The following is a 12,745-nucleotide window of genomic DNA, read 5'->3' on the forward strand; positions in this document are numbered from 1 at the left end:
CTCCTTAGCCCAATAGAGTGCGCAAGTGCGCCGCAACGCCATCCTGCGTTACCGTAGTTTGCTCACCAGAGCGCAGGTCTTTAACCACCACTTCGCCGTTGGCCACTTCGGACTCACCCAGCACCAGTGCAATACTTGCGCCCCACTTATCGGCACGAGCAAACTGTTTTTTAAAGTTGCCGCCGCCGTGGTTGGTCATCAGCTTTACGTCCGGCAGCGCATCGCGCACGCGTTCGGCAAGCTGCATCGCCGCAGACTGCGTATCCGCACCTGAGGCCACCAGGTATATATCGACAACAGGATCGGCTTTAAATTCCGGATTAACTGCCTGAACCAGCAAAACAAGTCGCTCAAGGCCCATCGCGAAGCCTACAGCCGGTGCTGCGCGACCACCCAGTTGCTCGACCAGTCCGTCATAACGACCGCCAGCACAGACGGTGCCCTGCGAACCGAGGCTGGTGGTGACCCACTCAAATACGGTGCGGTTGTAGTAGTCCAGACCGCGCACCAGACGCTGGTTAACGGTATAAGCAATGCCCGCCGCTTCAAGCAGCTTGCACAGGCCAGCAAAGTGTTCGCGGGAATCCTCATCCAGGTAGTCACCCAGCGCTGGCGCATCGTTCAGCAGCGCCTGTACGTCAGGATTTTTGGAATCGAGTACGCGCAGCGGGTTGCTGTACATACGACGTTTACAGTCTTCGTCGAGCTTCTCTTTGTGTTGTTCCAGGAACGCCACCAGCGCATCGCGATAGTTCGCACGCGCTTCCAGAGAACCGATAGAGTTCAGCTCCAGGGAAACGTGCTCAGAAATACCGAGCGCACGCCACCAGCGGGCAGTCAGCATAATCAGTTCGGCATCGATATCTGGTCCTTGCAGACCAAACACTTCCACGCCAAGCTGGTTGAACTGACGGTAGCGGCCTTTTTGCGGACGTTCGTGGCGGAACATCGGGCCGATATACCACAGGCGCTGCTCCTGATTGTACAGGAGACCATGTTCGATGCCGGCGCGTACGCAACCCGCCGTCCCCTCAGGACGCAGGGTCAGGCTGTCGCCGTTGCGGTCCTCAAAGGTATACATCTCTTTTTCAACCACGTCGGTTACTTCGCCGATCGCGCGTTTGAATAACGGGGTCTGCTCTACAATCGGCAAACGAATTTCGCTGTAACCGTAGCTGCCGAGCACCTGCTTCAGTGTGCCTTCAATGCGCTGCCAGATGGCGGTTTCGCCAGGCAGATAATCGTTCATGCCGCGGATGGCTTGAATGTTTTTTGCCACGTTTATTCTCTTTCTATATACAAAAAAGAACCCAAAGAATGGGTTCAATCATACATGGGAAGCAGCCTGCTTCCCATCACGTTATTTTTCAACCTGCTGAACGCTGATGCGCTGCGCTTCGTCCATCATCGTCGCTTTTGCGCGAATGCGGGCTTCGAGCTGGTCGATCATATCACTATTATCCAGACGATCTTTACGAACGCCATCTTCATAGAGACCACTTTTCTTGTTACCGCCGGTAACGCCCAGCGTGGACACCAGCGCTTCACCCGGACCGTTCACCACGCAGCCGATGATGGAAACGTCCATCGGGGTGATGATGTCTTCCAGACGCTGCTCCAGGGCATTGACGGTGCCGATCACGTCAAACTCCTGACGTGAACAGGTTGGGCAGGCAATGAAGTTGATCCCACGCGCGCGGATACGCAGTGATTTCAGGATGTCGAAACCGACTTTGATCTCTTCCACCGGATCGGCGGCCAGGGAGACGCGTAACGTGTCACCGATGCCTTCAGAGAGCAGCAGGCCGAGACCAATTGCCGATTTTACCGAACCGCTGCGCAGACCGCCCGCCTCGGTGATGCCAAGGTGCAGCGGCTGATCGATCTGTTTTGCCAGCAGACGATACGAGTCAACGGCCAGGAAGACGTCAGACGCTTTCACGCTCACTTTGAACTGATCGAAGTTAAGGCGATCCAGATGATCGACGTGACGCATGGCGGATTCGAGCAGCGCCTGTGGCGTCGGCTCACCATACTTTTCCTGGAGATCTTTTTCCAGAGAGCCAGCGTTTACGCCGATACGGATTGGAATGTTTTTGTCGCGGGCGCAGTCAACCACCATGCGAATGCGCTCTTCGTTGCCGATGTTGCCTGGGTTAATACGCAGACAATCGACACCGTATTCAGCGACTTTCAGCGCGATACGGTAATCGAAGTGAATATCGGCAACCAGCGGAACGCTCACCTGCTGCTTGATCAGTTTGAACGCCTCAGCGGCGTCCATGGTCGGCACTGAGACGCGAACAATGTCCGCGCCGACGCGTTCTAATGCTTTGATTTGATTAACCGTCGCTTCTACATCCGTAGTACGCGTATTGGTCATCGACTGGACGGCGATAGGCGCCCCATCGCCGATTGGCACGTTCCCAACGTAAATCCGTTTCGATTTTCTACGTTGAATAGGAGCCTGGTTATGCATGTAAAATCTCCCGCATTGCCCGTCTGTTACTGTGCTGCTGATTGTTCGGCATTAACGGTAAGACGCGCAACCTGGTTAGTTCTGATAAAGCGGCTCAGATCGACAGGTTTTCCTTGATACTGGATCTGTACCGCTGCCGGTGCGCCGATTTTAAGCTTGTATGGTGCCTGGCCCGTTAGATTTAACGTGCCATCTTTACGTTGCAGGCCGCTGAACAGCTTTTTACCTGTCGCGTCAGTCACTTCCAGCCAGCAATCAGCCGTGAAATTCATCACCAGCGCATTCGGGTCAACGGCAGGTGCCGCCGTACCCGCCGGGTCAGTTGGCAGTGACGCCGCGGTGTTATCTGCCGGTGCCGTTGCCGCAGGGGCGGTATCAACATTGGCCTGAGAAGGTGATACGACCGCGTTCTGATCCTGGGCCTGGGTGGCTGGTGCGGTATTCGCCGTCGCTTCTGGCGTCGCCGCTGGCTCGGTTGCAGGCGTACTGGTTGCTGCCGCCTGAGGTTCGCTGGAGGTCGCAGCCCCTTCGGTGCTCAACGGCACGCTTTGCGCGCCGTTAGTACCAGACTGATTAAGCTCAGCGGAGGACTGATCGGCCATGGTGGTGATCTCTTCCTGTTGCGCTTTGTGGTTTTGCCACCACCATGCGCCCGTCAGGCCGACAACCACGAACAGGACCAGCCAGGTAAAGCTCATCAGCCAGCCATCGCGTTTTTTACGACGTTTACCCAAAGAGAAGCTTTGCATCGGCGCAACTTTTGCCGCACGCACAGGCGCCTGCTTCTCCATCATCGGCAGTAATTCGTCTTCAGGAATATGAACCAGTTTGGCGTAAGAACGGATATAACCGCGCAGAAACGTTGAAGCCAGATCGGCGGGCGCCTTATCTTCTTCAATGTCGCGAACGGTGGAAACCTTCAGGCACAGGCGTTCTGCAACGGCTTGCTGGCTGAGTCCGAGTTGTTCACGGGCGTTGCGAAGACGAACGCCAGTGGAGAGTGCTGCATTTTGATCGTGAGTGGCTTCAGTATTCATTCGCTACAACTACTGGTACGTGAAAATAAGGGTTCAGGTGCCGGTGAGTCACAATGCCACCCGCACCGCGAAACTTTAGGTCAGTTAACCTGGAACAAACAGTATAAGACTGTCGGGCCGCAGATGACAGCGCTGGCAGGCCTTCACGCTAAACTGTTGTTACGTCGTTACATACTGCCCGAAAGTCGTATGAAACGCACCGTAATTATTAATCAGTCGTGATGATTGTGGCTGGTTATTCAGTAAATTAATGCTTCACGGCGCAAAAAATGCGCCGTGTCTGCATAATAATCAAACGGTTTTAACCGCGATTGACTCACCCTGCATACGCTTACGCAGCGTACGTTTGGTACGGTCAATAACGTCACCCGCCAGCTGACCACAGGCTGCGTCGATATCGTCGCCACGCGTTTTACGTACGATGGTGGTGAAACCATACTCCATCAGCACTTTTGAGAAGCGATCGATACGGCTGTTCGAGCTACGGCCATACGGCGCGCCCGGGAACGGGTTCCATGGGATCAGGTTGATCTTACATGGCGTATCTTTCAGCAGTTCAGCCAGCTCATGTGCATGCTCGGTACCGTCGTTAACATGATCCAGCATCACGTATTCAATGGTCACGCGGCCCTGGTTAGCGTTGGATTTCTCCAGGTAACGGCGCACGCCAGCCAGGAAAGTTTCGATATTGTACTTTTTGTTGATCGGCACAATTTCGTCACGGATGGCGTCGTTTGGCGCGTGAAGGGAGATGGCCAGCGCAACGTCAATCATGTCACCCAGTTTGTCCAGCGCAGGCACAACGCCGGAAGTAGAGAGCGTAACGCGGCGCTTGGACAGACCAAAACCGAAATCGTCAAGCATGATTTCCATCGCCGGAACGACGTTGGTCAGGTTGAGCAGCGGTTCACCCATCCCCATCATCACCACGTTGGTGATTGGACGTGTACCGGTGACTTTCGCTGCACCCACGATTTTCGCAGCACGCCAGACCTGGCCGATAATTTCCGATACGCGCAGGTTACGGTTAAAGCCCTGCTGCGCCGTAGAGCAGAATTTGCACTCAAGCGCACAGCCCACCTGAGAAGAGACGCACAGCGTGGCGCGATCGTCTTCCGGGATATACACGGTTTCAACGCGCTGATCGCCAACGGCAATAGCCCACTTGATGGTGCCATCTGAAGAGCGCTGCTCTTCCACCACTTCCGGTGCGCGGATTTCCGCCACTTCTTTAAGCTTATTGCGCAGTACTTTGTTGATGTCCGTCATGTCATCAAAGTTGTCGCTGCAATAGTGGTACATCCATTTCATGACCTGATCGGCACGAAACGGCTTCTCGCCCATCTCTTTAAAGAACTCGCGCATCTGCTGACGGTTCAGGTCCAGCAGGTTAATTTTTCCATTTTTATTGGGAACCGCAGGAATGGCGACTTCGGTGGTATTCACTAATTCAGACATAATTTTTTCCGGCCTCGTTGTTACACGTTGTGGCCCTTGGTGGGTTGAAAAGAAACGCCCCGGTAAGCAGTCTGCTCGTCCGGGGCGTTGCATTGTACAAAGTCTGGCGCAGGGATGCCACGTTTGCACGCGGCATTTACGAAATTATTAGCGAGTGCGCGGGCACACTTCGCCTTCTGCAAAGAAGAACGCGATTTCGCGCGCAGCAGATTCAACAGAGTCGGAACCGTGGGTGCCGTTCTCGGTGAAGCTGTCTGCGTAGTCAGCGCGCAGAGTACCTGCCAGCGCGTTGTCCGGGTTGGTTGCACCCAGCAGATCGCGGTGACGCTGTACCGCGTTTTCGCCTTCCAGTACGGATACCACGATTGGGCCAGAAGTCATGAACTCGACCAGACCGTCAAAGAATGGGCGACCTTCGTGCTCAGCGTAGAAACCGCGAGCCTGTTCAACGGTCAGGTGCAGCATTTTGGTGCCAACGATCTTAAACCCTGCTGATTCAAAGCGAGCGAAGATGCTGCCAATAACGTTTTTTGCCACCGCGTTTGGTTTGATGATGGAAAAAGTACGTTCAATAGCCATTGATAACCTCTGTAAAATGTTCTGTTGTTTTTGCATACCTGAGTATGGTGTGGCGCGGATTATAAAGAGCAATAGCGCCATTGCCTATGGTTATGCATAACATTTTTTTAAAATGAGACGAAGATTAGCAACAGCTCGTATTTCGCATGCCGTACTGATGGTGAAAACAGAGCGGACACTGCTTTTCATCAGAACTAAATGACCAGAAATGCCGGTGGCACGTCAAACAAACGGCTTCATATGCCGGTATGGTCACGCTTTTCGCTGTCCCGTCTGTTTGCGTCACGTTTATCGCCGCATGCTGGCATACCGCTTCGCAGCCGCCACACCCCGTACAGCGTCCGGTTTCCACGACCAGTTCAGCGTTCTCAAACCGAATCGCGTTTTCCGTACAACTCCGCCAGCACGCGCCGCAGAGTACGCAGGATTCGGTATCGAGAGTTATCTCTGCCTCGCTAAACGCAGAAAACGCCCTGCGCAGCTCACGCTGACCGGGCACGACGCAACAGACCCGGACATCCTCACGGGGAACGTGCATCAGCGCACGCCGGGCGGTATTTACCTCGTTGACGGGTATATGTTTAAACGCCCACGCTGCTTCACCACGTCGACGAAGCGCCAGATTCAGCCGGGCAATCGCCAGCAACCAGTCAGGATTCTGCTCCGCGTCGATACTGATAAAACGAACGTGGTGCTGCGCGTGCCACAGCAGAAGCTCATTCACCTCTGGCGCACGGTCAGTAAAAGGCCCAACAAGCGTATCGCCACACAGAAAACGTTTTCGCGGCGTGATGCCGGTGATGGCTTCAGCGGGGCAGACAAACAGGCAGTCACCGCATTCAATACAGCGGCTGTCATCAACCGAGACGCCGGTGTCGGTAAAAGAAAAAGCCTGCACGGGACAGACGTCCGCGCAGGCGCAGCAGGAAGAGTGGCGAAAACGGCGACGGACGCACGCATGCGTCACGTCCATCGCCGGGGCAAAGGTTAATCCGCCCATCAGCCAATACTGAAGAAAACAAAGCGCAGCATCAGCTCACCCACAATCAGCAAGGCGCTGCCCAACAGCATTGTGCCTCGCGCCGCTTTTAAGCCGCCCGCAGCAAAGCACAGCATACCCGCAACGGAAACGCACCAGCTCAGCAGATGCACGGTTCGCAGTTGCTCCAGCATTTGTAACGGTGCGTGTGGGAACGTCACAACGGTGTTGTCCATAGCCGTAATATCTGCCAGCCAGACGGGCTGCATCACCAGACGTGCAATCACCAGCAGCGTGATAATGACAATCGCCGTTCGCACGCGAGTCTGGGAACGTGCCCCAACGGCCATGCAGGCTGAACCGATAATTCCCACCGAACCGATAAACAGCACCAGGGTATTAATGTGATGCCACGTCACCACGGATGCATGCATGTAGATCTGCGCCATGCAGAACACATCCACCAGCCCGACAAGACCTGCCACAACCAACAGCGGCTTCCAGCCTGGTTTTTTGACAAACATCAGCAGCGTTGCGAGGCCAAGTGCCGCAAGATAAAGACTGGCAAAGATAATCTCACGGCTCAGCCAGGAGCTGGATACGTGACGCAGCGCGTTGAACGCATTAAGTGGATAACCCATGTGCAACGCGGAGGCGAGCAGACCGAGGCTGGCCAGCACAAACGCTCCGGCAGCCGGCAGCAGCGCGCTGCGTTGCGTGCTTCCGAAGGCCAGCCACAGCGTAACGCCAACCGATCCTTGCAGGAACAGCGTAAAAATCAGCAGCGGTAACTCATGCATGACGTTTCCCCTCTTTCTCTGCGCCCTGATGCGCTTTGATCACCAGGTTCGGTTTGGTGATGGAGGAATCAGGCAAGCCTTTCACATCACAGACCGCACCATACTTCGCCCGCAGTTCATCAATCGGCCCGAATTTAATCGCTTCGAGTGGACAGGTTGCCACACAGACAGGCTGTTCCCCCTTCGCCTGTAGATCCACGCAGAAATCACATTTGGACATCTGCCCGGTCTGCTCGTTGAGCTGTGGCGCGCCGTAAGGGCATGACCACGCGCAGTAGCCGCAGCCGACGCACTTATCAGTATCTACGCGCACAATACCGTCCCCCGGACGCTTATGCATCGCGGTGGTCGGACAGTTTTTGGTGCAGATTGGGTCGGCACAGTGGTTACAGGAGATAGAGAGCGTGTAGGCAAAAACGTTATTGCTGACGCCGCCCTGCCCGGTCGGGATAAAGCTCCCGCCATTAACTTCGTATACGCGACGGAAACGACGTCCGACCTCAAGGTTGTTTTTATCTTTGCACGCTACCTGACATGCTTTGCAGCCCGAGCAGCGAGAAGAGTCGATATAAAAACCCAGCTGTTTGTCGCTTACCGGTGCGTAATGTTTAAACTGACTCATGCTTTAGCTACCTCCACCAGCATGGTTTGATGGGAATTCCCTTTCGCAAGCGCGGTAATACGTGCGGAACTGAGCACGTTCGCGCAGCCGCCCTTATCAATACCCTGCTCGTCCGGCTGCCACCAGGCACCCGCCTGCATGGCCACAACGCCTGGAATGATGCGCGGCGTGACCTCCGCCGGGATCTCGCAAATGCCGCGCGCGTTATGAATACGCACGGTATCTCCCTGCGCAATGCCGCGTTTTTGCGCATCCTGCGGGTTGATCCACAGCTTTTGCTGCTGCGCCTCAATTAACCACGGGTTGGCGTACTGGGTGGAGTTAGCGCGGTTTTTTCCTTTCCAGGTAATCAGCTGGAGCGGGAAGCGTTTCGCCAGCGCGTCTTCCGGCCCTTCATGGGCAGGCACGTAGTGCGACAGCGCCGGAATTTCCGGGTGATGCATGTCGTACAGACGCTTCGAGAAGATCTCAATTTTTCCGGACGGCGTCGGAAACGGATGATTCTGCGGATCGCGAATGTTGTCTTCAAAGGCGACGAACGGCGCGCTTTTGAAAAGGTGCTGACGCGTCTTCTGTAGCGTCGCGAAGTCCGGCAGGTTTTCGTCAGGCATGGAAAGACGCGTCTGCTCCCAGATGTGCTCAATCCACGCTTTTTCGTCACGCCCTTCACTGAACGCGGGTTCGACGCCAAGCTTAGCAGCGACCTCCCGCAGCCAGTCGTAGTCTGAACGGCGTTCAAATTCAGGTTCAATGAGCTTTTCTGACAGGATCAGATAGCTTGCCGTGCCCCAGGTTTCGCCGATATTCCAGCGTTCCATAAAGCTTGTTTCCGGCAAAAGAAGGTCGGCGTATCGGGCGCTCGGCGTCATAAACAGATCGCTTGCGACGATAAACTCGATTTTCGACTCGTCTTCCAGGACACGGGTTGCCTGATGAAGATCCGGGTTCTGGTTAGCCAGATAATTACCCGCCAGCGAGAACAGGATGCGGATATTGCTGTCCAGCTTTTCGGCATCCTTCAGGCCGACGTCCGCGGTGACCTGAGAGGCATCGTCGGCGGCCTGCACCCAGTTCATCACCGATATTTTGGCTTTGACCGGGTTGTCCGGCATTTCTGGTCCGGCGGCAAATTTCCGGTTTGCGCAGCCGCCATAGCCTGCTGCCCAACCGCCTTTCACCCCGACGTTACCCGTGAGCGTAGCCAGCAACGTCGAGCCGCGCGCGGTGCGCTCGCCGCAGTTATGACGCTGCGGTCCCCAGCCCTGGATCAGCGCAGCGGGTTTGGTGGTTGCGTAGTCGCGCGCCAGTTGCCGAATTGTTTGTGCAGGCACGTGGGTGATTTTCTCTGCCCACTCGGGCGTTTTCGCCACGCCATCTTTTGCGCCGCTCAGGTAAGCCATCAGGGATTCATTGGCCGGAACGCCTTCTGGCATAGTGTCTTCGTCAAAGCCCAGGGTGTAGCGCTGAAGAAAGTCGCGATCGTGCAGGCTCTCCGTGACGATCACATACATCATCGCGTCCATCAGGGCGTTGTCCGTGGTGGGAAGCAGCGGGATCCACTGATCGGCCAGGGAGGAAACCGTATCGGAATAGCGAGGGTCGACAACAATAAAGCGAGTGCCGTTTTGCTTCATCTTCTGGTAGAAGTGGTTGCTGTGACCAAAGATCGTTTCCGTCGGGTTATGTCCCCAGAGGATGACCAGTTTGGTGTCCAGCAGCGTGTCCAGAGAACTGCCGCTGGCAGCGGTGCCATAGGTATACGGCGTTGCTGCCGCCGTGTTACCCATACTGACCGAGTGATAGCTTTCGAGATAGCCGCCGGTTAAGTTGAGCAGACGACGAACCATTTTATCGCCGGAAAAAGTCCCGCCGGACACAGCGGTGCCCACATGAACATAGCGTGAAGCCGCACCGTATTTTTGCGTAATAGTTTTTAATTGATTCGCAATAAGGGTGGTGGCTTCATCCCAGGTAATACGCTCGAATTTTCCTTCGCCACGTTTCCCTACACGTTTCATTGGGTATTTCAGCCGATCGGGATGGTAAACAAATTTCCGATAAGCCCGGCCACGCACGCAGGCGCGCATTACGGGCATTTGCGGATCCAACGCGTTATCCGGACGCGTAGAAATTCGGGTCACAACGCCCTCACTGACGTGAGCACGAATATCACACTTGCCGCCGCAGTCAAACGTACTACAGGTTTGCACCACTTTTTCTTCAGGCGTAGTGTCTGAAACCGCCGCGCCCTGTGCCTGTACTTTGCCGGTTTTGACGACAAAAGGCAGAGCGGCGAGCGCCGATCCTGCCTGAATAAACTGACGCCGGGATATGGCGGGAATAGTCCCCTCTCCCTGATGTTTATTTTTTTCCATTGCTCGTTCCTTAAAATAAAAACGCATTCTCGTTTTTTTTCAGGAACGGATATTGATAATTATCAAGCTAACTCTTGAGGAGTAACACTTAGCGATCTAACTCAAAATTGACCGTCGCCGTTTGTCCTGTTTCATCTAATACAACTAACTGATATTTACCCGACAAATATAATTGCAGTGAATAATTCTTCTGATGTCCGTCCAGCGGTTCGCCATTCAAAAACCACCATCGTTGCCCCTCCCCGCCGCTGGTTGAAACGAACAGGGTCATGTTTTTCTCACCCGGAAGACGTTTAATTACCGCCCCTTCTCTGACGCCTGACAACATCAGCGGCGCCGCATTATGGTTATCCAGCGGAGGGCAAATCGCTGAACGGGCGGGGAGACGAGCAGCCCGTTTTTCGGCAGCAGGCAGCCAGGGCTCCAGCGGCAGCGGCCAGACATCCAGCACTTTTTCTGTCGCATCAGGACAATCCGCTGCGACGCGTTTGCCTTCTTTATCCAGCCAGACCGGGAAACGGATCCCGCGAATACCCTCTTGTTCCGGCAGCAGCAGCGTAGGCGGTTCACTGCCTTCCAGCAGCCAGGTTGACAGCCGACGCCGACAGTTTTCGTTCCCTTCAGGCAGGGACTGGCCCCCCGGCCAGCAAATCACGCCCCGTCCTACGCTTGCAGGACGCGGATCGCGCGGCAGACGGGCTTCATCTACCATCGAGCGGGACTGAAGCATGTTATTGACCTGATTCAGGAGCGGAACTGCGCTGGCGAAACCAAACTGCCCGGCAACGGGCGTGCCGTCCGGACGTCCGGTCCAGATTCCAATGACATACCGGGCGTTCAGCCCGATGGCCCAGGCATCCCGGTAGCCATAGCTGGTGCCCGTTTTCCACGCCAGCGGCGCAACCTGGGGCAGCGCACTGTCCGGCAGGGGCTGTGCTTCACTGGCGAGAATGCGACGAATGATCCACGCCGCCCCCTGCGACAGCAGCGGACGTTCGATCAGCGGATCGCCCGGCTGTAAACGCAACCGGCCCGCCTGACCCTGCCGCGCAAAGGCACTGTAGGCGGCAGCGATATCAGCCAGGCGTGCGCCTGCGCCCCCCAGGATCAGGGAGAGGTTGGGCTGCGCACCCGCGGGGAGTATGAGCGGTAATCCCGCGTTGCTCAGCATGCCTGCAAAACGTTTTGGGCCGTACGCTTCCAGTACCTGCACCGCAGGCAGGTTGAGGGAACGCACCAGGGCTTCGCTCATGCTGACCGGCCCATGGAAACCGCTGTCAAAGTTGCCGGGGCGATAATCCCCCGTTTTTCTTGGAACATCCTGTAATAACGAAGCGGGATGGATCAGGCCATCGTCCAGAGCCATGCCATAGATGAATGGCTTGAGGACCGATCCCGGCGATCGGATCGCATTGACCATATCCACGTGACTAAAGCGACTGTCATCATTGATATCTACCGAGCCTACCCAGCCACGCACTTTCATGGATGTATGATCCACGACGATCATCGCCAGTGAACTGCGGGCAGGCAGGCGCGATTTCCAGTTCATTGCCAGCTCTTCAAGCTGTCGTTGCAAAGCTGCATCCAGCGTGGTGACTATTTTTGTGTCGCGGCTTTTACTCAACATCATGCGGGAAAAGAGCGGCGCCAACTGCGGCATCTGCCGGGGGGCCAGCCAGACCGGCTCTTCACGGGACTCTTTCACCTGCTTCTCAGACCAGACGCCCTGAGTCAGCATGCGGTCGAGCACTTTGTTCCGCGCCGCTTCGGCACGTTCCGGCCAGCGGTCGGGGCGCAGACGGCTGGGTGCCTGTGGCAGTACAGCCAGCAGCGCCGCGTCGGAATAGCTCAGCTGAGACGGCGGTTTGCCAAGATAAGTCCAGCTTGCCGCGCCCACGCCCTGCAACGTGCCGCCAAACGGGGCACGGTTGAGATACAGCGTCAGGATTTCACGCTTGGAGAGATGCCACTCCAGCTGCATCGCCCGCCACAGCTGACGAATTTTACCGCCAAAGGTACGCGGATGCGGATCCAGCAGGCGTGCCACCTGCATGGTAAGCGTGCTCCCGCCAGAAACCACTCTCCCGGCGGTGAGATCCTGCCAGGCGGCACGCAGTACAGAAAGCGGATTGACGCCAGGGTGATCCCAGAACCAGCGATCTTCATACTGGATCAGCGCCTCAAGATAGCGTGGGGAAACCTCTTCAATGGTAACCGGATAGCGCCAGATGCCTTCGCTGTCGGCAAAACGCCACAACGGAACACCCTGCTCATCCACCACCACTCGCGCAGGGTTGACCTCTTTCAGGGGCAACGGCCACACGCGGTCAGCGGCGACAATCAGCCCCCCTGAAAAGAGAAGCGCTCCCGCAAGCCACAGCCAGCGGGAGCGAATCAGGCCTGCTATCTGCAT

Annotated in this window: 10 protein-coding genes; all 10 read right to left on the bottom strand. The window is 56.0% G+C overall.

Annotated features, from left to right (window positions below):
- Positions 1–4 precede the first annotated feature (4 nt).
- Positions 5–1,279 (bottom strand): histidine--tRNA ligase, encoded by a 1,275-nt coding sequence (gene hisS / locus ACOT0L_RS15980; RefSeq protein ID WP_022649001.1) that lies wholly within the window; start codon positions 1,277–1,279, stop codon positions 5–7.
- Positions 1,280–1,360: 81 nt separating this feature from the next.
- Positions 1,361–2,479: a flavodoxin-dependent (E)-4-hydroxy-3-methylbut-2-enyl-diphosphate synthase gene (gene ispG / locus ACOT0L_RS15985; protein ID WP_421637266.1), complete on the bottom strand. Its 1,119-nt coding sequence runs from the start codon at positions 2,477–2,479 to the stop codon at positions 1,361–1,363.
- A 26-nt stretch (positions 2,480–2,505) separates the two neighbouring features.
- Entirely contained in the window at positions 2,506–3,516 is a 1,011-nt protein-coding gene (rodZ, locus tag ACOT0L_RS15990) for a cytoskeleton protein RodZ (protein WP_045621487.1), read from the bottom strand.
- Positions 3,517–3,807: 291 nt separating this feature from the next.
- Positions 3,808–4,974, bottom strand: coding sequence for a bifunctional tRNA (adenosine(37)-C2)-methyltransferase TrmG/ribosomal RNA large subunit methyltransferase RlmN (locus ACOT0L_RS15995; RefSeq protein WP_063850004.1), 1,167 nt, complete (start codon positions 4,972–4,974; stop codon positions 3,808–3,810).
- A gap of 147 nt (positions 4,975–5,121) precedes the next feature.
- Positions 5,122–5,553: a nucleoside-diphosphate kinase gene (gene ndk / locus ACOT0L_RS16000; RefSeq protein WP_003860625.1), complete on the bottom strand. Its 432-nt coding sequence runs from the start codon at positions 5,551–5,553 to the stop codon at positions 5,122–5,124.
- Between the two features lie 124 nt (positions 5,554–5,677).
- Positions 5,678–6,553, bottom strand: a complete 876-nt coding sequence (locus ACOT0L_RS16005) for a 4Fe-4S binding protein (protein ID WP_126503548.1) — start codon at positions 6,551–6,553, stop codon at positions 5,678–5,680.
- Entirely contained in the window at positions 6,553–7,332 is a 780-nt protein-coding gene (locus tag ACOT0L_RS16010; RefSeq protein ID WP_022649005.1) for a dimethyl sulfoxide reductase anchor subunit family protein, read from the bottom strand. The genes ACOT0L_RS16005 and ACOT0L_RS16010 overlap by 1 nt, the downstream gene beginning before the upstream one ends.
- A complete protein-coding gene (locus ACOT0L_RS16015; protein WP_022649006.1) occupies positions 7,325–7,954 on the bottom strand; it encodes a DMSO/selenate family reductase complex B subunit in 630 nt (209 codons plus the stop codon). Before ACOT0L_RS16015 ends, ACOT0L_RS16010 begins: the two co-directional genes overlap by 8 nt.
- Positions 7,951–10,329, bottom strand: coding sequence for a DMSO/selenate family reductase complex A subunit (locus ACOT0L_RS16020; RefSeq protein ID WP_340638595.1), 2,379 nt, complete (start codon positions 10,327–10,329; stop codon positions 7,951–7,953). The genes ACOT0L_RS16015 and ACOT0L_RS16020 overlap by 4 nt, the downstream gene beginning before the upstream one ends.
- 88 nt (positions 10,330–10,417) lie before the next feature.
- Complete coding sequence (gene pbpC, locus ACOT0L_RS16025; protein ID WP_126503544.1) at positions 10,418–12,745, bottom strand: peptidoglycan glycosyltransferase PbpC; 2,328 nt, start codon at positions 12,743–12,745, stop codon at positions 10,418–10,420.

It is taken from the genome of Enterobacter cloacae complex sp. XAL002, from assembly GCF_049236805.1.
Lineage (GTDB): Bacteria > Pseudomonadota > Gammaproteobacteria > Enterobacterales > Enterobacteriaceae > Enterobacter > Enterobacter intestinihominis.